The sequence below is a fragment of the Streptomyces sp. TLI_105 genome, assembly GCF_900105415.1.
GTDB lineage: Bacteria > Actinomycetota > Actinomycetes > Streptomycetales > Streptomycetaceae > Streptomyces.
Genome location: NZ_FNSM01000001.1, coordinates 6,067,612 through 6,092,058, shown reverse-complemented (window position 1 = coordinate 6,092,058; position 24,447 = coordinate 6,067,612). Strand labels below are relative to the sequence as shown.

The following is a 24,447-nucleotide window of genomic DNA, read 5'->3' as shown; positions in this document are numbered from 1 at the left end:
CAACTGATCCTGCGTATATGGGCAAAGAAATCCTGCGTACCCGGACAAAGAAGAAGGGCCCCCGGAGGGGCCCCTCCCACAGCGTCGTTCAGCGGACCGGGTGGCCCGCCTCCCGCAGCGCGTCCTTGACCTGCGAGATCCGCAGGTCGCCGAAGTGGAAGACGGAGGCCGCGAGCACCGCGTCCGCGCCCGCCGCCACGGCCGGCGGGAAGTCGGCCAGCTTGCCGGCGCCGCCGGAGGCGATCACCGGGACCGTCACGTGCTTGCGCACGGCCGCGATCATCTCGGTGTCGTAGCCGTCCTTCGTGCCGTCGGCGTCCATCGAGTTGAGCAGGATCTCCCCCGCGCCCAGCTCGGCGGCCCGGTGCGCCCACTCGACGGCGTCGATGCCGGTGCCCTTGCGGCCGCCGTGCGTCGTCACCTCGAAGGAGCCCGAGGCGGTGCGGCGCGCGTCCACGGACAGGACGAGCACCTGCCGGCCGAAGCGCTCCGCGATCTCCTGGATCAGCTCGGGGCGCTCGATGGCGGCGGTGTTGACGCCCACCTTGTCGGCGCCGGCCCGCAGCAGCTTGTCGACGTCCTCGGCCGAGCGGACGCCGCCGCCGACCGTGAGCGGGATGAAGACCTGCTCGGCGGTGCGGCGCACCACGTCGTAGGTGGTCTCCCGGTTGCCGGAGGAGGCGGTGATGTCGAGGAAGGTCAGCTCGTCGGCGCCCTCGGCGTCGTACAGCTTGGCCATCTCGACGGGGTCGCCCGCGTCCCGCAGGTTCTGGAAGTTGACGCCCTTGACGACCCGGCCGTTGTCCACGTCCAGGCAGGGGATCACTCGTACGGCGAGACTCATGCGGCATCTCCCCTGTAGGCCTCGACCTCGACCTCGACGACCAGGCTCGGGTCGACGAAGCCGGAGACGATGATCATGGAAGCGGCGGGACGGATGGCGTCGAACAGCTCCTTGTGGGCGCGGCCGACCTCGTCCACGTCCCGGGCGTGCGTGATGTACATCCGGGTGCGGACGACGTGCTCGGCGCCCAGACCCAGCTTCTTCAGCGCGTCGAAGGCCACGTTGAAGGAGTTGATCGCCTGCTCGTACGGGCCTCCGCCGGCGATCTGGCCGCCGACCACCGACGTGCAGCCGGAGACCAGGACCGTGCCGTTCGGCAGCTCGACCGCGCGGGAGTAGCCGAACTGCTCCTCCCAGGGGGCGCCGGTGACGACCTTGCGGACCTCGCCCTGGAGCTCCGAGGTCACGACGCCACCGCCGCGAGCGCCTCTTCGAGGGTGAAGGCCTTGGCGTACAGCGCCTTGCCGACGATCGCGCCCTCGACGCCCAGCGGGACGAGGCCGGACAGGGCCCGCAGGTCGTCCAGGGAGGACACGCCGCCGGAGGCGACGACGGGCTTGTCGGTGGCCGCGCAGACGTTCTTCAGGAGCTCCAGGTTGGGGCCCTGGAGGGTGCCGTCCTTGGCGATGTCGGTGACGACGTACCGGGAGCAGCCCTCGGAGTCGAGGCGGGCCAGCGTCTCGTACAGGTCGCCGCCGTCGCGGGTCCAGCCGCGGCCGCGCAGGGTCGTGCCGCGCACGTCGAGGCCGACGGCGATCTTGTCGCCGAACTCGGCGATGACCTTGGCGACCCACTCGGGGGTCTCCAGGGCGGCGGTGCCGAGGTTGACGCGGGTGCAGCCGGTGGCGAGGGCGGCGGCGAGCGTGGCGTCGTCGCGGATGCCGCCGGAGAGCTCGACCTTGATGTCCATGGCCTCGGTGACCTCGCGGACCAGGTCGCGGTTGTCGCCGGTGCCGAAGGCGGCGTCCAGGTCGACCAGGTGGAGCCACTCGGCGCCGGCGCGCTGCCAGGCCAGGGCGGCCTCCAGCGGAGAGCCGTAGGAGGTCTCGCTGCCGGACTCGCCGTGGACGAGCCGGACGGCCTGGCCGTCGCGGACGTCGACGGCGGGGAGGAGTTCGAGAGTGCTCACAGGGTTCCGATCCAGTTGGTGAGGAGCTGGGCTCCGGCGTCGCCGGACTTCTCGGGGTGGAACTGGGTCGCCCACAGGGCGCCGTTCTCCACGGCCGCGACGAAGGGCTCGCCGTGCGTGGCCCAGGTGACCTTGGGTGCGCGGATGTTGGGGTTGCCGACCTCCAGGGTCCACTCGCGCACCGCGTAGGAGTGCACGAAGTAGTACCGGGCGTCGGCGTCGAGCCCCGCGAACAGCTGCGTGTCGGCGGGCGCGTCGACCGTGTTCCAGCCCATGTGGGGGACGACGGGGGCGTTCAGCGGCCCGACCGTGCCGGGCCACTCGTCGAGGCCCTCGGTCTCCACGCCGTGCTCGATGCCCTGGGCGAAGAGGATCTGCATGCCGACGCAGATGCCCATGACCGGGCGGCCGCCGGAGAGCCGGCGGCCGATGATCCAGTCGCCGCGGGCCTCCTTGAGCCCCTGCATGCAGGCGGAGAAGGCGCCGACGCCGGGGACGAGGAGTCCGTCGGCGTTCATGGCCCTGTCGTAGTCGCGGGTGATCTCGACGTCGGCGCCGACCCGGGCGAGCGCCCGCTCGGCGGAGCGCACGTTGCCGAAGCCGTAGTCGAAGACCACGACCTTCTTCGGGGAAGTCGTGCTCATGACCACATCTCCAGACGCAGCACGCCGGCGGAGAGGCACATCGCGGCACCGATGGAGAGGAGCACGATCAGCCCCTTGGGCATCTTCTGCTTGACGAAGGAGTAGATGCCGCCGAGCAGGAAGAGCCCGACGAGGATGAGGATGGTGGAGAGGCCGTTCACGACTAGAGCGCGCCCTTCGTGGAGGGAAGGATGCCGGCGGCGCGCGGGTCGCGCTCGGAGGCGTAGCGCAGCGCGCGGGCCAGGGCCTTGAACTGGCACTCCACGATGTGGTGGGCGTTGCGGCCGTACGGCACGTGGACGTGCAGCGCGATCTGGGCCTGGGCGACGAAGGACTCCAGGATGTGCCGAGTCATCGTCGTGTCGTACGAGCCGATCATCGGCGCCATGTTCTCGGGCTCGGTGTGCACGAGGTACGGGCGGCCGGAGAGGTCGACGGTGACCTGGGCGAGCGACTCGTCCAGCGGGACGGTGCAGTTGCCGAAGCGGTAGATGCCGACCTTGTCGCCGAGGGCCTGCTTGAAGGCGGCGCCGAGGGCGAGGGCGGTGTCCTCGATGGTGTGGTGCGAGTCGATGTGCAGGTCGCCGTCGGTCTTGACCGTCAGGTCGAAGAGGCCGTGCCGGCCGAGCTGGTCGAGCATGTGGTCGTAGAAGCCGACCCCGGTCGACACGTCGACCTTTCCGGTGCCGTCGAGGTCGATCTCGACGACGACGGAGGTCTCCTTGGTGGTGCGCTCAACGCGGCCTACGCGGCTCATCGTTCCTGCTCCTTCATCAATTCACGGACCGCGTCGAGGAACGCGTCGTTCTCTTCGGGGGTGCCCGCGGTGACCCGCAGCCAGCCCGGTACGCCGTTGTCCCGGACCAGGACGCCCCGGTCGAGGATCTTCTGCCAGGCCTCGTGCGCGTCGGGGAACTTCCCGAACTGCACGAAGTTGGCGTCGGAGTCGGTGACCTCGTAGCCGATCGCCCGCAGTTCGGCGACGAGCCGGTCGCGCTCGGCCTTGAGCTGCTCGACGTACCCGAGGAGGGTGTCGGTGTGCTCCAGGGCGGCGAGCGCGGTGGCCTGGGTGACGGCCGAGAGGTGGTACGGCAGGCGGACCAGCTGCACGGCGTCGACCACGGCCGGGTCGGCGGCGAGGTAGCCGAGGCGGAGCCCGGCGGCGCCGAAGGCCTTGGACATGGTCCGGGAGACCACCAGGTGCGGGCGGCCCTCCAGGAGCGGCAGCAGCGAGGCGCGGTGGCTGAACTCCACGTACGCCTCGTCCACGACCACCATCGAGGGCTTGGCCGCCTGGGCCGCCTCGTACAGGGCGAGGACCGTGTCGGCCTCGACCGCGGTGCCGGTGGGGTTGTTGGGCGAGGTGACGAAGACGACGTCCGGCGCGTTCTCGGCGATGGCCTGGACGGCCGCCTCGACGTCGATGGTGAAGTCCTCGTTGCGCGGTCCGGAGATCCAGCCGGTGCCGGTGCCGCGGGCGATCAGGGCGTGCATCGAGTACGAGGGCTCGAAGCCGATCGCGGTGCGGCCGGGGCCGCCGAAGGTCTGCAGCAGCTGCTGGAGGACCTCGTTGGAGCCGTTGGCCGCCCACACGTTCTCGACGCCGACGCGGTGGCCGCCGGTCCGGGTGAGGTAGGCGGCGAGCTCGGTGCGGAGCTCGATCGCGTCCCGGTCGGGGTAGCGGTTGAGGCCGCGGGCGGCCTCGGCGACCCGCTCCGCGATCCGGGCCACCAGGGGCTCGGGCAGCGGGTAGGGGTTCTCGTTGGTGTTCAGCTGGACGGGGACGTCGAGCTGGGGGGCGCCGTAGGGGGACTTGCCACGCAGCTCGTCCCGAACGGGCAGGTCGTCGATCTTGATCTGGCTCACTTGCTCTACGGCACCTTCCAACCGAAACGGGCCTTGACGGCGGCGCCGTGGGCCGGGAGGTCCTCGGCCTCGGCGAGGGTGACGACGTGGTGGGCGACGTCGGCGAGGGCGTCGCGCGTGTAGTCCACGATGTGCACGCCGCGCAGGAAGGACTGCACGGAGAGGCCCGAGGAGTGGCAGGCGCAGCCGCCGGTGGGCAGGACGTGGTTGGAGCCGGCGCAGTAGTCGCCGAGCGAGACCGGCGCCCAGGGGCCGACGAAGATCGCGCCCGCGTTGCGGACCCGGTCGGCGACGGCCGCGGCGTCGGCGGTCTGGATCTCCAGGTGCTCGGCGCCGTACGCGTCGACGACCTTGAGGCCGTCGGCGAGGTCGCGGACGAGGACGATCGCGGACTGGCGGCCGGCCAGGGCCGGGACGATCCGGTCGTCGACGTGCTTGGAGGCGGCGACCTGGGTCTTCAGCTCGGCCTCGGTGGCGGCGGCCAGTTCGTCCGAGTCGGTGACGAGGACGGAGGCGGCCATCGGGTCGTGCTCGGCCTGGCTGATGAGGTCGGCGGCGACGTGCACCGGGTCGGCGGTGGAGTCCGCGAGGATCGCGATCTCCGTCGGGCCGGCCTCGGCGTCGATGCCGATGCGGCCCTTGAGGAGGCGCTTGGCGGCGGCCACGTAGATGTTGCCGGGGCCGGTGACCAGGTTGACGGGGGCGCAGCCGGGCTCGTCGGCGGTGGCCGTGGAGCCGAGGGTTCCGTACGCGAACATGGCGATGGCCTGGGCGCCGCCGGCGGCGTAGACCTCGTCGACGCCGAGGAGGGCGCAGGCGGCCAGGATCGTCGGGTGCGGCAGGCCTCCGAAGTCCTTCTGCGGGGGCGAGGCGATGGCCACGCCCTCGACGCCGGCCTCCTGGGCCGGGACGACGTTCATCACGACGGAGGACGGGTAGACGGAGCGGCCGCCCGGCACGTACAGGCCGACGCGCTCGACCGGGATCCACTTCTCGGTGACGGTGCCGCCGGGGACGACCTGGGTGGTGTGGGTGGTGCGGCGCTGCTCGCGGTGGACGAGCCGGGCGCGCCGGATGGACTCCTCCAGGGCGGCGCGGACGGCCGGGTCGAGCTCGTCGAGGGCGCGGGCGATCGCCTCGGCGGGGACGCGGAGGGCCGGGACGCGGACGCCGTCGAATTTCTCCCCGTAGTCGATCACCGCGGCCGCGCCATGATGCCGGACGTCCTCGCAGATCGGCCGCACCTTCTCCAGGGCGGCTTCCACGTCGAACTCGGCACGGGGCAGCAGGTCGCGCAGGGCGGAACCCTCGGGGAGGGTCTCGCCGCGCAGATCGATTCGAGAGATCACGGGTCAATTCTCGCAGACGGCCTAGAACGCCGGTCGTCCGTATCAACAGCTGATACATGCCAATCAGTGACCGATACGCGCCCCACTGGCGTCTTGTCGCCACAGCTGACCGTTAGCGTTCAGCCCGTCACCCAGCGGGAAGAACGGCTGTACGAATCCACGAATCCCGGTGAGCGGAATCGTGGGAGCGGATCGTGGAAAGCGAGGGGGCGGCAGTGACCGAGCCGCACGAGGACGGAATGCCGGACGGTCTCACGGGCCCGGAGCGGGTCATGTGGCGGGCGTTCCGGATCGGCAGGACCTGCGATCTGACGGAGGGGGTCGCGGAGCGGGACGACCCTTTCGGGGGATGGGAGTGGGGGGAGGAGCGGAGCGTCCGCGCCGACGTGGTGGCGCTGCTGCTGCTCGACGGGCCGTCGGCCTGGTCCGGGCGGGTGGCCGCGCTGAAGCTGCGCGGGGTCAGGATCACCGGCGTGCTGAACCTGGCGGGCGGGACGATAGGGCCGTACGTGGAGCTGCACGGCTGCCGGTTCGACGACGAGGTGGTGCTGCCCGAGGCCCGGTTCGGCACCCTGCGGATGGTCGAGTGCGCGCTGCCGCGCCTGGAGGCGGCCCGGCTGCACACGGAGGGGGACCTGCACCTGCCGCGCTGCCGGGTGCGGCGCGGCATCCGGCTGACGGACGCGCAGATCGGCACGGACCTGCTGATCAACCAGATCCAGGTGTGGCCGGACCGGCGGGGGCGGGCGATCACGGCGGACGGGATGGTGGTCGCCCAGGACCTCCAGGCCGAGCTGATCGAGACCCACGGGGAGCTGAGCCTGCGCGGGGCGAACGTCGGGGTCTCGCTCAGCCTGCGGGGCAGCGTGCTGCGCGGGGCGCAGGGCCGCCGCGCGCTGAACGCGCCGCAGCTGACGGTGGAGCGCTCGCTCTATCTGAACGCTGCCTGGGTGTACGAGGAGGTGGGGGGCGCGAGCCGGACGGGGAACACCACGACCACCCCGCCGTACGGGGTGACGCCCGCCCAGGGCACCCGGCGCAAGCCGGTGGAGTGCCACGGCGGGGTGCGGCTCGACGACGGCCGGTTCGGTGACGCGGTGGACCTGCACCACGCCCGCTTCCTGCTGGACGGCGCCCGGCGGGACGAGGTGTCGCTGCGCCGGATCGTGACCCCGGAGCTGCGGTTCAACGGCGAGCGCCCGGAGGAGGGGCGCGTGGTGCTCAACGGCGCCAAGGTCGTCACCCTGATCGACCTGTCGACCAGCTGGCCGGGACCCGGCGGGCTCGCGATGGGCGGCTTCGCCTACGAGAACCTGGTGCCGTACGGCCACTTCCCGCTGGCCCGGCGCCTGGAGTGGGTGGCGGCGGCGACCCCGGAGTACGCCCCCGAGCCGTACGAGCGGCTCGCGACGGTCCTGCGGAACAGCGGCGAGGACGCGGACGCCCGCGAGGTGCTGCTGGCCAAGCAGCGGCGCCGACGGGAGACCCTGCCGATCGCGGGGAAGCTGTGGGGCTACCTCCAGGACTGGACCGTGGCGTACGGCTACCGGCCGGGCCGGGCCGCGCTGTGGATGGCCGTGCTGTGGGCGGCGGGCACGGTGGTCTTCTCCCACTACCGTCCGATACCGCTGAAGGCGGACGAGGCGCCCGAGTGGAACGCCACGCTGTACGCGCTCGACCTGCTGCTGCCCGTGATCAACCTCGGCCAGGACGGCTACTGGCGGCTGGAGGGCATCTGGCAGTGGGTCACGACGGCCCTGATCCTCCTCGGCTGGATCCTCGCGACGACGGTGGCGGCGGGCGCGACCCGGCTGCTGCGGAGGGGGTGAGGGGGTGGTGTCACCACCAGGTGAGGGTGCTGTCGCGACCCCGTGACGCGGCTGCCGTGACGGGCGGGGGCGGGGGAGAATGCACAGCACCATGTCCTTGCTCCGCGCCCTGCTCGGCACCGTCCGCTCGGCCCGGCACGCACCGCGGCTCGCCGCCGCGCCCGTGCCGGACGCCGACGTGCTGCTCGACGCCCCGGACGAGCGGCTCGCCCCCGCCCTGGTCGCCGCCGCCCTCGGCGATCCGGAGCCCGCGGCGAAGCTGCTCGCCACCACCCGGGACGCCGGCGAGTGGGAGGACCGCGACCGGTACGTCACCCGGCTCGCCACCTTCGCGTACAGCAGGGGCGACTGGCTCACCGGGTGGCTCGCCGCCGCGCCCGGCGATCCCGACGCCCTCCTCGTCACGACGCAGCTGGCCGTCCGCAGGGCCTGGGAGTCCCCGGCGCGGGCCGAGCGGCTGCGCGAGCTCGCCCCGCTGGTGCGGGAGATCTCCGGGGAGGCTCCGCACGACCCGGTGCCCTGGCGGCTGGCCCTGGACCACGCGCGCGGGGCGCACGCCGGGCACGCGGTCTTCGAGTCGCTGTGGGAGCAGGCCGTGCGCCGCTCCCCGCACCACTACGGCTGCCATGTCGCCGCGCTGAAGTACCTCTCCGCGCAGTGGTACGGCTCGCACCGCGCCGCCTTCGACTTCGCCGAACAGGCCGCCGACGACGCCGCGCCGGACTCGCTCGTCGGGGCGCTGCCGGTCCGCGCGGCCTACGACGGGCTCCGGGTGCCGCCGGGGCCGGACGGGTCCGTGCCCGCCGAGCGGGTCGACCGGGCGGTGGTCCGTGCCCTGGCCCTGTCGGCGGCGTTCCCGGCGGGCGACCCGTGGCCGGCCGAGGTCCGCAACCTGCTCGCGTACGTGCTGGTCGAGCGGGCGCGCTGGACGGAGGCGTGGGAGGAGTTCGGGCGGATCGGCCCGTACGCGACCTCGTTCCCCTGGGGTGCCGTACCGGAGGGTCCTCCCGCAAGCTCTCGGCTTCGCTCGGACAGGGGGGACCCCCTCTTCCGCTTCCTGGCCGCGCGGGACCGGGTGCGGGGCGAGTTGGGCCGCCGGACGCCGCTGCGGGGCACCGGTCGTGGACGGGCCGGACGGGGCGGGCCCGGCGGCCATTAGGCTTGGCGGCTGTGACCACCGCCCGTCTGCCTCTCTTCCCGCTCAACACGGTGCTGTTCCCGGGCCTCGTACTGCCCCTGAACGTCTTCGAGGAGCGTTATCGCGCCATGATGCGCGAGCTGCTCACGATCGACGACGCCCAGCCGCGTCGCTTCGCCGTCGTCGCCATCCGCGACGGCCGCGAGGTCGCGCCGACGGCCCCCGGCATGCCGGACCAGACCGCGCTGCCGGAGAAGGGCCCGGCGGCGGGCTTCGGCTCCGATCCCGTCCAGGCCTTCCACCGGGTCGGCTGTGTCGCCGACGCGGCGTCGATCCGGGAGCGCGCCGACGGCAGCTTCGAGGTGATGGCCACCGGCACGACCCGGGTGAAGCTGCTGTCGGTCGACGCGAGCGGGCCGTTCCTGACGGCCGAGGTCGAGGAGATCCCCGAGGAGCAGGGCGAGGAGGCGGGCACGCTCGCCGAGGGGGTGCTGCGGGCCTTCCGGAGCTACCAGAAGCGCCTCGCGGGCGCCCGGGAGCGTTCGCTGACGACGAGCGAGCTGCCGGACGAGCCCTCCGTGGTGTCGTACCTGGTCGCGGCGGCGGCGGTGCTCGACACCCCGTCGAAGCAGCGGCTGCTCCAGGCGCCGGACACGGCGACCCGGCTGCGCGAGGAGCTGACGCTGCTGCGGGCGGAGACCGCCGTGCTGCGGCATCTGCCGTCGCTGCCGGTGGTGGACCTGACGCAGACCCCGACGTACCCGAACTGAGCCGGCCCCGCCGGACGGACCGAGCCGAGCCGAGGAAGAGCGCGTGGCGAAGAAGCAGAAGAAGAACGGCGGAGGCACTCCGGCGACGGTGGCCCTGACGGCGGCCGGCACGCCGTTCACGCTGCACGCGTACGAGCACGACCCGGCCTCCCCCTCCTACGGCGAGGAGGCGGCGGAGGCCCTCGGCGTCTCCCCCGACCGGGTCTTCAAGACGCTGGTCGCGGACGTCGACGGCGAGCTGACGGTCGCGGTGGTCCCGGTGGCGGGCCAGCTGGACCTGAAGGCGCTGGCCTCGGCGGTCGGCGGGAAGCGGGCCGTGATGGCCGACCCGGCGGCGGCGGAGCGCACCACGGGGTACGTCCGGGGCGGCATCTCCCCGCTGGGCCAGCGCAAGCGGCTCCGCACCGTCCTCGACGCCTCGGCCTCGGAGCACGCGACCGTCTGCGTCTCGGCGGGCCGCCGAGGCCTGGAGGTGGAGCTCTCCCCCGCGGACCTGGCCGCCCTCACCTCGGCGGTGCTGGCCCCGATCGGCCGCGCCTGACGGACGGGCGCGGCCTCCGGGAGGGCCCTCGTGAGGGCCCGGGCCCCCGTACGAGCCGGGGCCCGCACACCGGCCGCACCGTCAGTACGAGCCGGGGCCCTGGGTGTACGCCTTCGGCCGGTCCCAGGGCTCCGGTTCCGGGTCGCGGGGGCCGAAGGCCGCCGTCAGCGCCAGGTGGACGATCATCGCGGCGAGCGGCCAGGCCAGCATCGCGACGGCCCCCAGGTTCAGTTCGAGCGGCGCCTCGAAGATGACGTTCGGGCCGACCGCCTTCGCGTGGGCGACCACGTCGTCGGTGGGTCCGAAGTGCGTTCCGATCCCCCACGCGACCAGCGAGCCCAGGCCGCCGCCGAGCGCCAGGCCGAGGACGAGCGGGATCCCGCCCCTGCGGCGCAGCAGGAAGACGGCGAGCGCGGCGGCCGCGCCGAAGGCCAGCGCGAGGAGCACGAACGTCCCGTCGGCGCCGATCGCCTGCTCCCCCTCGGAGTTCCGCAGGTAGACGCCCTTGCCGTCCGAGATGAGCAGGACGCGCGGGGCCAGGTTCAGCCACAGCACCCCGAGCAGCGTCCCCGCGACCGCGGAGAGGAGGATCACCACCACGCCCTGCACGACCTCGGCCGCCGTGATCGGGTCCCCGTCCGGGCCGAGCGGCGGCGGAGGCGGGGGCTGGTCGGGGTCGTTCGGCGGCTGGTGAGGCGGAGTCAGAGGTGCGGTCACCCCGCCATCGTGCCAGGTGTCCCTGTGGCCCGCCTCAGCGGACGGCGGCCCGCCGGTAGGCCCAGGTGGCGACGGCGAGCGAGCCGAGGCCGACCGCCCCGCAGACGGCGAGGTCGACGGCGACGGCCGCCCAGTCGGGGTGCGGGCCGAAGGTGCGGGCGAGGGCTTCCACGCCGTACGTCGACGGCAGCAGGTCCCGCGCCCAGCCGATCGGGCCGGGCAGCCGCTCGGCCGGGAGGACTCCGAGGAGCAGGGCCGCCGACATGCCGAGCTGGCCGAGGAGGGTGGCCAGCTCCTGGCGGGGGGCGAGGAGTCCGAGGGCCGCGCCGAGCCCGGCGAGCGCCGCGCCGGCGAGCGGGACGACGGCGCCGAGGATCCACAGGTGGCCGAGGGGCAGCCCGAAGAGGACGGAGCCGGCGACGGCGGTGACCACCGTCCCGGGCACGGTGAAGGAGGCGTACGCCCCGGCCGCGCCGAGCACGACGGCGGCGGGCGGCACGGGCAGGGTGGCGTAGTGGTCGAGGCCGCCGCCGGCCCGCAGCTGCCCGAAGTACTGGGCGAGCAGGTTGAGCGCGACGAAGGCGACGACGAGGACGGTGGAGCCGGCCACGACGGCGCGCGCCTCGGAGCCGCCGTCGACGACCCCGCGCATCAGGACCATGATCCCGATCGACTGGAAGGTGGCGACGAAGAGCAGCGGGATGCGGGCGACGCGGGCGCGGGAGAGCTGCGCCCGGTAGACGGCTGCCAGGGCCGGCAGGAGCCGGGCGCGGGGGGCGAGGGGCGCGGCGGTGTCCCGCGCGCCTCGGCCCGTGGCGGGGAGCGCGCCGGTCGGCAGGACCTCGGCGGGCACGGTGCTCACTGCGTACAGCTCCTGACGGTCACGGGCGGTTCGTGGCGGGTCACGCCTTCACCAGTCCCTCGGTCGCGCCGCCCAGCGCGAGGTACACGTCCTCCAGGCTGGGGGTGGCCAGGGTGAAGTCGTCGAGCGCGGCGAACGCGGCCCCGCCGGTGACGGTGGCGACGGCCGCGCGGGCGGCGTCGGGGGCGAGCCGGAGGTGCCAGCGGCGTCCGGTCTCCTGGGCGTGTCCGCGCAGGGCGGCGACCTCGGGCAGGTGGAGCGGCGGCGTGTCGCGCCACACCAGTTCGACGCGGACCTCGCCGGCGACGCGTTCCTTGAGGCCGGCGGGGGTGTCGCAGGCGATGACCCGGCCGCGGTCGATGACGGCGACCCGGTCGAGGACGGTCTCGGCCTCGATGACGTTGTGGGTGACGAGCAGCACGGTGGTGCCGTGCTCGGCGCGGCGCCGGTCGACGGCGGCCCAGACGGCGCGCCGGGCGACGGGGTCCATGCCGGTGGTGGGTTCGTCGAGGACGAGCACGGGGCGGTGGCCGACGAGCGCGGCGGCGAAGCAGGCGAGCCGCCGCTGTCCGCCGGAGAGCTTCTTGAGGGGGCGGCCGGCGATCTCGCCGAGCCCGAGCTCGTCCAGGACGACGTCGCGCTCGGCGCGGGCGTCGTGGGCGGTGAGGCCGCGCAGGCGTCCGGTGGTCTCGGCGGCGAGGGAGACGGTCAGCTCGTCGAGGGCGGTGGACTCCTGGCCGAGGTAGGCGAGGAGCCGGGCCGCCCGCTCGGGGTGGCGCACGAGGTCGTGGCCGAGGAGTTCGACGGTGCCGGAGTCGGGGCGCATGAGCCCGGTGAGCTGGCGGACGAGGGTGGACTTGCCGGCGCCGTTGGGGCCGAGCAGGCCGAAGATCTCGCCGCCGCGCACGTCGAGGCTGATCCCGTCGGTGGCGCGCACCTCGGGGGTCGCGGGCGCGCCGCGCCTGCCGCGCGTGGCGGGGTACGTCTTGACCAGATCCCGCACCACGCACACCGTACTCACGGGGGAAGAGCCTACGGGGTCGCCGGGCCCGCTCCGGGCGCGGGGGCGGGTTCGGCGGCGGCCCTGACGTCGATCTCGCGCCAGAATCCGGCCCGGATGGCGTAGCGGTCGTGCTCGTCGATCTGGTCGTCCTTGTGGGCGAGAAGTCCGAAGCGGGCGGCGTAGCGGAGGAGTTCGCCGTCGATGCGGTGCGGGATGCGCGGGTAGAGGGTGGAGAGCTTCTGGACGTGGCTCTGCTCGGGGAGCCGCTCCATCCACCGGCGGGCGAACACCTGCCCGACCTCGAACGGGTCGCCGCCGACGGTGGTGATGTCCTCCTCGCGGTCGGCCCAGCGCTGCTCCGCGCTGGTGAGCGTGGCGAGGGTGGGCAGGGTGGCGGTCTCGGCCGGCTCGCCGAAGGAGGGGGCGGGGCGCTCGACCCAGCCCCGGTCGGAGGACCAGCGGAGCGCGCTCGCGCCCTGCGGCACCGGGGCGCCGGGGCCGCGCAGTCCCGCGAGGTCCTTGGGGGTGGGGACGCCCTTGCCGTTGGCCGGGGAGGGCACGCCCGCGCCGTGGGCGTGCTCGTCGTCGCGGACGTGGCCGTCGGTGCGGGTGTGCTCGTGGCCGCCGTCGCCGCGCGCGTCGCCCGGGGCCGGTGTCCCGTCCCGGGCGCCCACGGCGGCCGCCTCGGCGGCCCGTTCGGCGGAGGCGGCGAGGGCCCCCTCGGGCAGCGGCGCGGAGAGGATGGCGGCGATCTCCGGGCGCGGGGCGGGCGTCGGCGCGCAGAGGCCGGTGAGGTCCTTGGCACGGACGGCGCGGGTGATCCAGGCCCGGTCGAGGACCCGCCGCTCGTCGGCCTCGGCGACGAGGTCCTCGGACTGGTTGTAGTCGCCGTCGGCGGCCTGGACGGCCCACAGGTGGACGGCGACGCCGTGCTCCTTGGCCGACATGAGGCCGGGCAGCAGATCGCCGTCGCCGGTGACGAGCACGATGTCGGAGCAGGCCCTGTTCCTGGCGAGCTCGGTCAGCTCGGTGTGCATGGCCGCGTCGACGCCCTTCTGCGCCCAGCGCCCGTCGCTCCTGGTCAGAGCACCGAGCCGGACGGTGACGCGGGGCATCACGCGCAGTCTGCGGTGCTCGGGCTGGGGCACCCGGTCGGGCGCGCCGTCGAACCAGTAGATCCGCAGGAGGGGCAGCGCGGTCTCGGCCTCGGCGCGCTGCCGCAGCTGCTGGATCAGGCCGGCGTGGTCGACGGTGATCCTGGAACGGGCCGGTTCCCCGGCGAGGAGACTGGCGGCGGCGCCCAGCAGATAGCCGGCGTCCACCAGGACGACGCAGCGGTCCACGTGTTCCACCCTCTTTCGTGAGCCTCGGGGTCGGGCTCGGGATCGGAATCGGGATCGGAAGGTGCTTCGGGTTTCCTTCGAGTCTGCCCGACCGCCGGGGGCTTGACCGTGGGAACTGGATCATCGGCGTGGCGGATGTCACGCCCCGGCGGACCCTCACGGTCCGTAATGATCCAACATGCGGCGGTTCGCACCGTGTGTGAGTCTGACAGCGGCCCTGGCCCCTAGGACCCTTTGAGGAGGCATCCCCATGGCCAAGAACCGCAACCAGAACCGCAGTCAGAAGCAGCAGTCGTCGGCCGAGCGCGGCGCACAGGCGGCGCAGCAGTCCGCGATGGAATCGCAGGCCGAGTCGCGCGCGAGCCAGGTCACCCCCGGTGACATGGCCCGCAAGGGTCGTCAGAAGCGCTTCGGCCACAACTGACGCCGTCCGACGGCAAAGGGGCGCGCCCGTGACGACGGGCGCGCCCCTTGCGCGTGTACGGGGTGGGCTCAGCCGGCCAGGCAGGACGGGCCGAGCAGCACCTTCAGGTCGCCGAAGAGCGCCGGGTCGGGCTGCACCCGGTGCCGGTCGAGTCGGAGGACGGTCGTCTTCCGGGGGCCCTGGAGCTTGATCCGCACCTCGGTGTTGCCCTTGTGGTGCTTGAGGATCTCGCCGAGCCTGCTGACCATCGGCGGGGTCACCTTCACCGTCGGGATGGTGAGGACCACCGGCGCGTTGGTCCCGGCGTTCGACAGGTCGGGGACCATCAGCTCCATGGCGACGAGCCGGGGCACGTCCTCGCGCTTGTCCAGCCGTCCCTTCACGAAGACGACCGTGTCCTCGACCAGCTGGGTGGAGACCAGCTGGTACGTGGCCGGGAAGAACATGCACTCGATGGAGCCGGCCAGGTCCTCGACGGTGGCGATCGCCCAGGCGTTGCCCTGCTTGGTCATCTTGCGCTGGAGGCCGGAGATGATGCCGCCGATGGTGACGACCGCGCCGTCGCCGTGCTCGCCGCCGGTCAGCTGGGAGATCGCCGCGTCCGTCTTGTCGGACAGGACGTGCTCGATGCCGAAGAGCGGGTGGTCGGAGACGTAGAGGCCGAGCATCTCGCGCTCCTGGGCGAGCAGGTACGACTTCTCCCACTCGACGTCGGAGAACTCGACGTCCAGGCCGAAGCCCGGCTCGTCGCTCGCCTCCTCACCCATCCCGCCGAAGAGGTCGAACTGTCCCTCGGCCTCCTTGCGCTTGACCGCCACCACGTTGTCGATCATGGGTTCGTGGTGGGCGACCAGGCCCTTGCGGGTGTGGCCCATCTCGTCGAAGGCGCCGGCCTTGATCAGCGACTCGACCGTCCGCTTGTTGCAGACGACGGCCTCGACCTTGTCGAGGAAGTCGGGGAAGGAGGAGTACTTCCCCTTGGCCTTGCGCGTCTTGATGATCGACTCGACGACGTTGGTGCCGACGTTCCGGATGGCGGAGAGGCCGAAGAGGATCACGTCGTCGCCCTGGGCGGCGAAGTTCGACTCGGACTCGTTCACGTTGGGCGGCAGGACCTTGATGCCCATGCGGCGGCACTCGTTGAGGTAGACCGCGGACTTGTCCTTGTCGTCCTTGACCGAGGTGAGCAGTCCCGCCATGTACTCGGCGGGGTGGTTCGCCTTGAGGTAGGCGGTCCAGTAGGAGACCAGGCCGTACGCGGCGGAGTGCGCCTTGTTGAAGGCGTAGCCGGCGAAGGGGACCAGGACGTCCCAGAGGGCCTGGATGGCCTCGTCGCTGTAGCCGTTCTTCTTGGCGCCGGCCTGGAAGATGGTGAAGTTCTTCGCCAGCTCCTCGGGCTTCTTCTTGCCCATGACGCGGCGGAGGATGTCGGCCTCGCCGAGCGAGTAGCCGGCGATGATCTGGGCGGCCTTCTGCACCTGCTCCTGGTACACGATGAGGCCGTAGGTGACCGCGAGCACCTCTTCGAGCGGCTTCTCCAGCTCGGGGTGGATCGGGGTGATCTCCTGCTGGCCGTTCTTGCGCAGGGCGTAGTTCGTGTGCGAGTTCATGCCCATCGGGCCCGGCCGGTACAGGGCGGACACGGCGGAGATGTCTTCGAAGTTGTCGGGCTTCATCAGCCGCAGCAGCGAGCGCATCGGCCCGCCGTCGAACTGGAAGACGCCGAGGGTGTCACCGCGCTGGAGCAGTTCGAAGGTCTTCGCGTCGTCGAGCGGCAGCGCCAGGAGATCGATGTCGATCCCCTTGTTGGACTTCACCATCTTGACGGCGTCGTCCATGATCGTCAGGTTGCGCAGGCCGAGGAAGTCCATCTTCAGCAGGCCGAGCGACTCGCACTGCGGGTAGTCCCACTGCGTGATGGTGACGCCGTCGGTGTGCCGCACCCAGATCGGGGCGTGGTCGACGATCGGCTCGCTGGACATGATCACGCCGGCGGCGTGCACGCCCATCTGGCGGACCAGGCCCTCGACGCCCCGGGCGGTGTCGATGACCTTCTTGACGTCCGGCTCGTTCTCGTACATCGCGCGGATCTCGCCGGCCTCGCTGTAGCGCGGGTGCGAGGGGTCGGTGATGCCGTTGAGGTCGATGCCCTTGCCGAGGACGTCGGCGGGCATGGCCTTGGTGAGCCGGTCGCCCATGGCGTACGGGTAGCCGAGGACGCGCGCGGAGTCCTTGATGGCGTTCTTCGCCTTGATCTTTCCGTACGTGCCGATCATGGCGACCTTGTCGGAGCCGTACTTCTCCGTCACGTACCGGATCACCTCGACGCGCCGACGCTCGTCGAAGTCGATGTCGACGTCGGGCATCGAGATGCGCTCGGGGTTGAGGAAGCGCTCGAAGATCAGGCCGTGCGGGATCGGGTCGAGGTCGGTGATGCCCATGGCGTACGCGACGATCGAACCGGCCGCGGAGCCCCGGCCGGGGCCGACGGCGATGCCCTGCTTCTTCGCCCACATGATGAAGTCGGCGACGACGAGGAAGTAGCCGGGGAAGCCCATCGAGATGATGGTGTCCATCTCGTACTCGACCTGCTTCATGCGGTCCTCCGGGATCCCGTTCGGGAAGCGGCGGTGCATGCCCCGCATGGTCTCCTCGCGGAACCAGGTGACCTCGGTGTAGCCCTCGGGGATGTCGAACTTCGGCATGAGGTTCTTGGCCTCGAACATGCCGGTGACGTCGATCTGGTCGGCCACGAGCCGCGTGTTCGCGCAGCCCTCCTGCCAGGCGTCCGAGGAGTCGACGGCGTACATCTCGTCCGTGGACTTCAGGTAGTAGCCGGTGCCGTCGAACTTGAAGCGGTCCGGGTCGGAGAGGTTCTTGCCGGTCTGGATGCAGAGCAGGGCGTCGTGCGCGCCGGCCTCGTGCGCGTACGTGTAGTGCGAGTCGTTCGTGACCAGCGGCGGGATGCCGAGCTTCTTGCCGATCTCCAGGAGCCCGTCGCGGACCCGGCGCTCGATCTCGATGCCGTGGTCCATCAGCTCCAGGAAGTAGCGGTCCTTGCCGAAGATGTCCTGGTACTCGGAGGCTGACTTCAGGGCCTCGTCGAACTGGCCGAGGCGCAGTCGGGTCTGGAGCTCGCCGGAGGGGCAGCCGGTGGAGGCGATCAGGCCCTCGGACCACTGGGAGATGGTCTCCTTGTCCATCCGGGGCCACTTCTGCAGCCAGCCCTCGGCGTAGGCGTCGGAGGAGAGCTTGAAGAGGTTGTGCAGGCCGGTGGCGTTCGCCGCCCAGATGGTCTTGTGGGTGTAACCGCCGGAACCGGAGACGTCGTCCTTCTTCTGGTGCGGCTGGCCCCACTGGATCTTCCGCTTGTTGCGCCGGGACTCCGGGGCGACGTACGCCTCGATGCCGATGATCGGCGTGACCCCGGCCTTCTTCGCCGAGTGGAAGAAGTCGTACGCCCCGTGCAGGTTGCCGTGGTCGGACATGGCGATATGGGTCATGCCCATCTCGTTGCACGCGTTGAACATGTCCTTCAGCCGCGCGGCACCGTCCAGCAGCGAGTACTGGGTGTGGACGTGGAGGTGCGTGAAGGGCGGCTTGGTCACGGTGGGAGGCCTCCGGTGAATTTCTGGGGGGACAGCGTGGAAGTCTACGTCGGCCGACTGACAGATCACGGGCACTCGGGGGTACGGTCGCGCGTTGGAGGACGCGGAACATCTGTCCGTATTGTCATGACCAATTCTGCGCCACACCCCGCACCAGGAGGCACCTCGAATGTCGGTCCCGCAGCCCACCGCAGCCGAGCGCGGTGAGCACATCCTCGCCGTCTTCGACACCGCCTTCGGCGAGCTCCTCGCCGCCGATCCCGCGGCCTTCCGCGTCAAGTTCCGGAAGATGGCCGGCTCCGCCTTCGCCTTCTACCGCGGCACCGCGTGCCTGTTCTACGCGGACCTGGAGCGGGAGGCCCACGGCGGCCCGTACCTGGACGAGCAGACCGGCCGGGTCTGGATCCACGGCGATCTCCACGCCGAGAACTTCGGCACGTACATGGACGCCAACGGCCGCCTCGTCTTCAACGTCAACGACTTCGACGAGGCGTACGTCGGCCCCTTCACCTGGGACCTGAAGCGGCTCGCGGCCTCGCTCGCCCTGATCGGCTACGCCAAGGCGCTCAGCGACGAGCAGATCACCCAGCTGGTCCGGATCTACGCCGCGGCCTACCGCGAGCGGATCCACGCCCTCGCGACCGGCGCCAAGGGCGAGGAGGTCCCCTCCTTCACCCTGGAGACCGCCGACGGGGCGCTGCTCGGCGCCCTGCGCGAGGCCCGGGCGCTGACCCGCTTCGGACTGCTCGACTCGATGACCGAGATCCGCGACTTCGAGCGGCGCTTCGCGGCGGGCGGCGGCGCGATCGAGCTGGACGCGGCCACCCGGTACAAGGTCCTCGCGGCCTTCGACGGCTACCTGGAGACCCTGCCGGAGTCCTCCCTCGCCCGCCCCGACTCGTACCGGGTGAAGGACGTCGTCGGGCGGCGCGGGATCGGCATCGGCTCGGCCGGCCTCCCCTCGTACAACATCCTCCTGGAGGGCAACAGCGACGCCCTGGAGAACGACGTGGTGATCTACCTGAAGCAGGCGCAGACCCCCGCGGTCTCGCGGCACGTCACGGACGCGGCGGTGCGCGGGTACTTCCACCACGAGGGGCACCGCACGGTGATCTCGCAGCGGGCGCTCCAGGCGCACGCCGACCCGTGGCTGGGCTGGACGGAGCTGGACGGGGCGGGCCAGCTGGTCGCCGAGGTGTCGCCGTACGCGGTGGACCTGGACTGGTCGGACATCGACGACCCGCAGGACATCGCGGCCACCGTCGCCGACCTGGGCCGGGCGACGGCCACGATGCACGCGGCGGCGGACGACTCCAGCGGCCACTCCCTGGTCCCGTTCTCGACGGAGCGGGCCATCGACGCGGCGATCGCCGCCGACGAGGAGGGCTTCGCCGAGCTCCTGGTCGACTTCGCGCACGCCTACGGAGCGCGGGCGCGGGCGGACCACCAGATCTTCGTGGACCTCTTCCGCAACGGCCGGATCCCGGGGCTGTAGAGCCCGGTGCGACCGTCCACAGGTTCTGTTTAGGGACCTCTTACGGGCCCGCGTGGGAAACTCCACGAGATGGACATGGCAGGGACGCAGCTGAGGGCGCTGCGGGCGGCGTTCTTCACGGCACTGGTCGTGACGCTGTCCGTGGCGTCCCACGTGCTGCTCTCCCGCGTGCCGCTGCCGCTGGGGACGGTCGTCCCGGTCGCGGTCGCCGTCTTCGCCGTGGCGTACGCGCTGGCCGGCCGCGAGCGCGGCCTCGGCCCGATCGCGGGGCTCCTCGTCCCGCTGGAGCTGGCCGCCGACACCCTCTTCACCAGCGGTCAGGCGGTCTGTTACGGCCCCGCCGGCGGCCCGGTCGCCGGTTCGCTGCGCTCGGTGGGCGTGGAGGTGTTCTGCGGCGGCGCCGTCGGCACGCCGCTGTCCGGCGTGGTGACCCCGGAGAGCGGCAGCGCGGCCGCCCTGCTCGACTCCCCCGACCCGGCGCTGCCCTGGCTGCTGCTCCTGGCCCATGTGGGCGTGGGGCTCTCGGCCGCCTGCTGGCTGCGCGGCGGCGAGCGGGCGCTCGCCCGGCTGCTCCGCGCGGTGGAGGCCTTCGCGTTCCGGCCGCTGCTGCTCGTGGCGGCCTTCTTCCGGGCCGCCGGTCCGGCGCCGCTGCGGGCCGGGCGGCCCGTCGAGCGGCCCCGGTCCTCCCGTGCCCGGCTCCTCGTGCACTCCGTCGGGCGGCGGGGGCCGCCGCGTCCGGTGCTCGCTCTCGTCTGAGCGGGCCTGACGCGTCCCCCTGCCTTTCCCCACCCTTCACGGAGATCACGATCATGAGTGCACGCAACAGCCATGCCCACAAGGCCGCCGCCCGCGAGCGGCTGCGCGAGGAGCGCGAGCGCCAGGCGAAGAAGGACCGGGCGCGCCGGCAGCTCGTCGTCGGCGTCTCGGCCGTGGCCGTCCTGGCCGCCGCCGGCGGCATCGGCTACGCGGTGGTCCAGTCGAACAAGCCCTCCCACTGGGAGTCGGTGGCCGACGCGAAGACCGTGACGGCCCCGAAGAACACCACGGGCACGAACGGCACGACCGTCGTCATCGGCAAGGACTCCGCGAAGAAGACCCTGGAGCTGTACGAGGACTCGCGCTGCCCGGTCTGCGCGACCTTCGAGCAGACCGTGGGCTCCACGGTCGAGAAGGACGTCGAGGCCGGCAAGTACAAGATCCGGTACGTCGGTGCCACCTTCATCGACAACGGCATCCCGGGCGAGGGCTCGAAGAACGCCCTCTCGGCGCTGGGCGCCGCGCTGGACGTCAGCCCGGAGGCCTTCCTGAAGTACAAGTCCGCCCTGTACTCGACGGAGTTCCACCCGGAGGAGAAGGACGACAAGTTCGCCAAGGACTCCTACCTCCTGGAGGTGGCGGACTCGGTCCCGGCCCTCAAGGGCAACGCCGAGTTCAGGAAGAACGTCGAGGACGGCACCTTCGACGCGTGGGCGATGAAGATGTCGAAGGCCTTCGACGCCAGCGGGGTGCAGGGCACCCCGACGCTGAAGATGGACGGCAAGGTCGTCACGGTCCGGGGCACGGACGACCCGCCGATGACGGTGGCCGAGTTCGACACGGCGATCGACGCGGCCCTCAAGGGCTGACGCCACAGGCCCGACCGCACAGGCCTGACGCCGCACCACGTCCCGCCATGGCCCCGGACCCCCGGTCCGGGGCCGAGGCGTCCGCGCGGGGCCCGGGCGTCGCGGGCCCCGATGTCGCGGGATCCCGATGTCGCGGGACCCTGGCGTCACGGATCCGGGCGTTACGGATTCGGGCGTTACGGATCCGGGCGTTACGGGACCCTGGCGTCCTCCGGGCGACGAGTGGGCGAACTTCCGGAATTCGCCTGCCCCTGAGGCGTACCCGTCAGTAATCTGACTGCCCGTGACCAGTCGTTTCATATCCCCTGCCCCCACCCGGCGCTCGGTCGTCAAGGCCGCCGCCGCCACCGCCGCCGTCGCGCCCGCCCTCCTGGGCGCGGCCTCCCCGGCGCTCGCGGACACCGGGGCGCCCGCCTTCCTCCACGGCGTCGCCTCCGGCGACCCGCTGCCCGACGGCGTCCTGCTCTGGACGCGCGTCACCCCCACCCCCGAGGCCGTGCCCGGATCCGGTCTCGGTCCCGACGTCCAGGTCGGCTGGGAGCTCGCCGAGGACCGCGCCTTCGCCCGGGTCGTCGCCTCCGGCACCACCACGGCGAGCGCCGCGTCCGACCACACGGTGAAGGCCGACGTCCGGGGCCTGCGCCCGGCCACCGCCTACTGGTTCCGCTTCACCGTGGGGGCCGTCGTCTCCCCGGCCGCCCGCACCCGCACCGCGCCCGCCGCCGACGCCGCCGCGCCCGGCGTCCGCTTCGGCGTGGTCTCCTGTGCCAACTGGGAGTCCGGCCACTTCTCCGCGTACCGCCATCTCGCGGCCCGCGCCGACCTGGACGCGGTCCTCCACCTCGGCGACTACCTGTACGAGTACGCCACCGGCGCCTACCCCGAGGCGAAGTACGTCGTCCGGCAGCACGAGCCGCGCCACGAGATCGTCTCGCTCGCCGACTACCGCACCCGGCACGGGAAGTACAAGACGGACGCCGACCTCCAGGCGCTGCACGCGGCGCACCCGGTGATCGCCATCTGGGACGACCACGAGTTCGCCAACGACGCCTGGTCGGGCGGGGCCGAGAACCACACCCCGGGCGCCGAGGGCGAGTGGGCGGCCCGGGTGGCCGCCGCGAAGCAGGCCTACTTCGAGTGGATGCCGGTCCGCGCCTCCACGGAGGGCACGGTCTTCCGCCGCCTGCGCTTCGGCAGGCTGGCCGATCTGCATCTGCTCGACCTGCGTTCGTTCCGCTCCGCGCCGGCGAAGGCGGGCAGCGGCACGGTCGACGACCCGGAGCGGAGCATCACAGGGCGCGCGCAGCTGGACTGGCTCAAGGCCGGGCTCGCCGGTTCGGACGCGACCTGGCAGCTGGTCGGCACCTCGGTGATGATCTCGCCGGTCGCCTTCGGCGCGCTGCCCGCGTACCTCCTGGAGCCGCTCGCCGAGCTGCTGGGCCTGCCGAAGGAGGGGCTCGCGGTCAACGTCGACCAGTGGGACGGCTACACCGACGACCGCAAGGAGCTGCTCGCGCATCTGACCGCGCGGGCGATCCGGAACACGGTCTTCCTGACCGGCGACATCCACATGGCCTGGGCCAACGACGTGCCGGTGAAGGCCGCGACGTATCCGCTCTCGGAGTCGGCGGCGACCGAGTTCGTGGTCACCTCGGTGACCTCGGACAACCTGGACGACCTGCTGCACGTGGCGCCGGGCACGCTCTCGGTGGTGGCCGCGGGCGCCGTGAAGGCCGCCAACCGCCATGTGAAGTGGGTGGACATGGACCACCACGGGTACGGCGTGCTCGACGTGACCGCCGCGCGCTCGCAGATGGACTACTACACGGTCTCCGACAAGACGGATCCGGCAGCGACGGCGGCCTGGGCACGCTCGTACCGGACGCTGAGCGGAACGCAGCGTGTCGAGCGGGTGTACCAGCCGGTGCTGTGACCGCCGCCTGAACGGCGATTTTCAGCCATGATCTCTTGCGTTAACGGGAGATCACATCACTACGGCGGGTGGTGGGTTCCGGAGATCGAATCCGGACACACCACCCGCCTCTGTCACTTCGTTCGTTACGTCCACGTCTCAAACGCTGGAAGCGACGCAAGTTTTTCTTCCCGATGACCCGAATTGCCCCACGAATGATTGGGCCTGTTCCATGCTCAACGACACCTGACATGGACGCGTAATCTCCGGGCGGTGGCGAGGAAGTCCCTCTTCACAACCCCCCGCAAGGAGTCACCGTGCGTGCTCTCGTCCGCATATCACCCCGTATGTCGCGTCGTATGATCGGCACCGCCGTCATGGCCGGAACCCTGGCCCTGGCCCCGCTGTCCGCCCCGGCGGCCACCCCGTCGACCACCACGCTGGCGTCGGCCGAGAAGTGCGCGGACGGCACCACCGCCCTCTCCGGCGCCCGCAAGGCGAAGGGCGACGCCACCAAGGCCGAGCCCAACGACGTCACCGCCGCCCAGGCCAAGGCCATGGACGACGACCTGAAGAAGAAGGTCGCCGCCGCCCGGAACTCCGGCCGCCTCAGCGCCACCACCGCCGCCGCCGGCGCCACCATCCCCGTCTACTTCCACGTGATCCACAGCGGCACGACGGGCAAGCTCAGCGCCACGGCCGTCAGCAACCAGATGGCCGTCCTCAACGCCGCCTACGCGGGCCAGGGCACCGGCAACGTGAACACGGGCTTCCAGTTCTCGCTGGCCGCGACCGACTACACGGACAACGCCACCTGGTACAACCTGTCCTCCGGCTCGCAGGCCGAGAAGGACATGAAGACCACGCTGCGCAAGGGCGGCGCGAACGCCCTGAACATCTACACCGCCAACCTCGGCGGCGGACTGCTCGGCTGGGCGACCTTCCCCAGCTCCTACACGTCCCAGCCGAACATGGACGGCGTCGTCATCCTCGACACCTCGCTCCCGGGCGGCTCCGCCGCCAACTACAACGAGGGCGACACCGCCACCCACGAGGTCGGCCACTGGATGGGCCTGTACCACACCTTCCAGGGCGGCTGCACGGGCAACGGCGACTACGTCGCCGACACCCCGGCCGAGAAGAGCCCCGCGTACCAGTGCCCGACCGGCCGTGACACCTGCACCTCGAAGGCCGGCGTGGACCCGATCCACAACTTCATGGACTACACGTACGACTCCTGCATGTACCAGTTCACCTCGGGCCAGGTGACCCGCATGAACGACTCCTGGGTCGCGTACCGCGCCTGACGGCTCGTCCGCAGAACATGAGTGTGGCCCCGGGGAACTCC

23 protein-coding genes are annotated in these 24,447 nt (G+C 72.0%); 10 read left to right on the top strand and 13 right to left on the bottom strand.

The window, feature by feature from the left end; translation table 11 throughout:
• Positions 1 to 88: 88 nt before the first annotated feature.
• The 8 genes from hisF to hisD are packed head-to-tail and all read right to left on the bottom strand — an operon-like array spanning position 89 to position 5,832.
• Positions 89 to 844: an imidazole glycerol phosphate synthase subunit HisF gene (gene hisF, locus BLW86_RS27845; protein ID WP_030693492.1), complete on the bottom strand. Its 756-nt coding sequence runs from the start codon at positions 842 to 844 to the stop codon at positions 89 to 91.
• Positions 841 to 1,251, bottom strand: coding sequence for a RidA family protein (locus BLW86_RS27840; RefSeq protein ID WP_093876577.1), 411 nt, complete (start codon positions 1,249 to 1,251; stop codon positions 841 to 843). Before BLW86_RS27840 ends, hisF begins: the two co-directional genes overlap by 4 nt.
• On the bottom strand, positions 1,248 to 1,973 hold the full coding sequence (gene priA / locus BLW86_RS27835; protein ID WP_093876576.1) for a bifunctional 1-(5-phosphoribosyl)-5-((5-phosphoribosylamino)methylideneamino)imidazole-4-carboxamide isomerase/phosphoribosylanthranilate isomerase PriA: 726 nt from the start codon (positions 1,971 to 1,973) through the stop codon (positions 1,248 to 1,250). Before priA ends, BLW86_RS27840 begins: the two co-directional genes overlap by 4 nt.
• Entirely contained in the window at positions 1,970 to 2,617 is a 648-nt protein-coding gene (gene hisH, locus BLW86_RS27830) for an imidazole glycerol phosphate synthase subunit HisH (RefSeq protein WP_093876575.1), read from the bottom strand. Before hisH ends, priA begins: the two co-directional genes overlap by 4 nt.
• Positions 2,614 to 2,778, bottom strand: a complete 165-nt coding sequence (locus BLW86_RS42175; RefSeq protein WP_177181772.1) for a hypothetical protein — start codon at positions 2,776 to 2,778, stop codon at positions 2,614 to 2,616. Before BLW86_RS42175 ends, hisH begins: the two co-directional genes overlap by 4 nt.
• A 2-nt stretch (positions 2,779 to 2,780) precedes the next feature.
• Positions 2,781 to 3,374 carry an imidazoleglycerol-phosphate dehydratase HisB gene (hisB, locus tag BLW86_RS27825; protein WP_030492957.1) on the bottom strand — a complete coding sequence of 198 codons (594 nt, stop codon included), beginning with the start codon at positions 3,372 to 3,374 and terminating at the stop codon, positions 2,781 to 2,783.
• Entirely contained in the window at positions 3,371 to 4,483 is a 1,113-nt protein-coding gene (locus BLW86_RS27820; RefSeq protein WP_093876574.1) for a histidinol-phosphate transaminase, read from the bottom strand. The genes hisB and BLW86_RS27820 overlap by 4 nt, the downstream gene beginning before the upstream one ends.
• Before the next feature lie 5 nt (positions 4,484 to 4,488).
• The gene (hisD, locus tag BLW86_RS27815; protein ID WP_093876573.1) at positions 4,489 to 5,832 is read right to left on the bottom strand and encodes a histidinol dehydrogenase; all 1,344 of its coding nucleotides are present in this window, start codon (positions 5,830 to 5,832) and stop codon (positions 4,489 to 4,491) included.
• Positions 5,833 to 6,047: 215 nt separating this feature from the next.
• On the opposite strand from hisD, the gene BLW86_RS27810 reads away from it, so the two are divergent.
• From BLW86_RS27810 to ybaK, 4 genes are all read left to right on the top strand, one after another.
• Positions 6,048 to 7,661, top strand: coding sequence for an oxidoreductase (locus BLW86_RS27810; RefSeq protein ID WP_093876572.1), 1,614 nt, complete (start codon positions 6,048 to 6,050; stop codon positions 7,659 to 7,661).
• Between the two features lie 79 nt (positions 7,662 to 7,740).
• Positions 7,741 to 8,820, top strand: coding sequence for a hypothetical protein (locus tag BLW86_RS27805; RefSeq protein ID WP_093876571.1), 1,080 nt, complete (start codon positions 7,741 to 7,743; stop codon positions 8,818 to 8,820).
• An 11-nt stretch (positions 8,821 to 8,831) separates the two neighbouring features.
• Entirely contained in the window at positions 8,832 to 9,569 is a 738-nt protein-coding gene (locus tag BLW86_RS27800) for an LON peptidase substrate-binding domain-containing protein (RefSeq protein ID WP_093876570.1), read from the top strand.
• Between the two features lie 43 nt (positions 9,570 to 9,612).
• The gene (ybaK, locus tag BLW86_RS27795; RefSeq protein ID WP_093876569.1) at positions 9,613 to 10,110 is read left to right on the top strand and encodes a Cys-tRNA(Pro) deacylase; all 498 of its coding nucleotides are present in this window, start codon (positions 9,613 to 9,615) and stop codon (positions 10,108 to 10,110) included.
• 81 nt (positions 10,111 to 10,191) lie between these two features.
• On the opposite strand, the gene BLW86_RS27790 is transcribed toward ybaK, so the two are convergent.
• From BLW86_RS27790 to BLW86_RS27775, 4 genes are read right to left on the bottom strand one after another with little or no spacing between them, the layout of a single operon-like run.
• A complete protein-coding gene (locus BLW86_RS27790) occupies positions 10,192 to 10,827 on the bottom strand; it encodes a DUF2567 domain-containing protein (RefSeq protein ID WP_093876568.1) in 636 nt (211 codons plus the stop codon).
• Between the two features lie 34 nt (positions 10,828 to 10,861).
• Positions 10,862 to 11,689 carry an ABC transporter permease gene (locus tag BLW86_RS27785; protein WP_177181771.1) on the bottom strand — a complete coding sequence of 276 codons (828 nt, stop codon included), beginning with the start codon at positions 11,687 to 11,689 and terminating at the stop codon, positions 10,862 to 10,864.
• Between the two features lie 40 nt (positions 11,690 to 11,729).
• On the bottom strand, positions 11,730 to 12,701 hold the full coding sequence (locus BLW86_RS27780; protein WP_177181964.1) for an ABC transporter ATP-binding protein: 972 nt from the start codon (positions 12,699 to 12,701) through the stop codon (positions 11,730 to 11,732).
• 20 nt (positions 12,702 to 12,721) lie between these two features.
• Entirely contained in the window at positions 12,722 to 14,044 is a 1,323-nt protein-coding gene (locus BLW86_RS27775; protein ID WP_093876566.1) for an NYN domain-containing protein, read from the bottom strand.
• 241 nt (positions 14,045 to 14,285) lie between these two features.
• Here BLW86_RS27775 and BLW86_RS42170 point away from each other — a divergent pair, with 241 nt between their 5' ends.
• Positions 14,286 to 14,459: a hypothetical protein gene (locus tag BLW86_RS42170; RefSeq protein WP_177181770.1), complete on the top strand. Its 174-nt coding sequence runs from the start codon at positions 14,286 to 14,288 to the stop codon at positions 14,457 to 14,459.
• A 68-nt stretch (positions 14,460 to 14,527) separates the two neighbouring features.
• Here the strand turns inward: BLW86_RS42170 and dnaE are convergent, their stop codons facing one another.
• Entirely contained in the window at positions 14,528 to 18,067 is a 3,540-nt protein-coding gene (gene dnaE / locus BLW86_RS27770) for a DNA polymerase III subunit alpha (RefSeq protein WP_093876565.1), read from the bottom strand.
• 169 nt (positions 18,068 to 18,236) lie between these two features.
• Here dnaE and BLW86_RS27765 point away from each other — a divergent pair, with 169 nt between their 5' ends.
• From BLW86_RS27765 to BLW86_RS27745, 5 genes are all read left to right on the top strand, one after another.
• A complete protein-coding gene (locus tag BLW86_RS27765) occupies positions 18,237 to 19,562 on the top strand; it encodes a DUF2252 domain-containing protein (protein ID WP_093876564.1) in 1,326 nt (441 codons plus the stop codon).
• 69 nt (positions 19,563 to 19,631) lie between these two features.
• Complete coding sequence (locus BLW86_RS27760) at positions 19,632 to 20,318, top strand: hypothetical protein (protein ID WP_093876563.1); 687 nt, start codon at positions 19,632 to 19,634, stop codon at positions 20,316 to 20,318.
• Between the two features lie 53 nt (positions 20,319 to 20,371).
• Positions 20,372 to 21,187 (top strand): DsbA family protein, encoded by an 816-nt coding sequence (locus BLW86_RS27755; protein WP_093876562.1) that lies wholly within the window; start codon positions 20,372 to 20,374, stop codon positions 21,185 to 21,187.
• Between the two features lie 283 nt (positions 21,188 to 21,470).
• Positions 21,471 to 23,120, top strand: a complete 1,650-nt coding sequence (locus BLW86_RS27750) for an alkaline phosphatase D family protein (RefSeq protein ID WP_093876561.1) — start codon at positions 21,471 to 21,473, stop codon at positions 23,118 to 23,120.
• Between the two features lie 338 nt (positions 23,121 to 23,458).
• Positions 23,459 to 24,406, top strand: coding sequence for a zinc metalloprotease (locus tag BLW86_RS27745; protein ID WP_093876560.1), 948 nt, complete (start codon positions 23,459 to 23,461; stop codon positions 24,404 to 24,406).
• Positions 24,407 to 24,447: the final 41 nt, after the last annotated feature.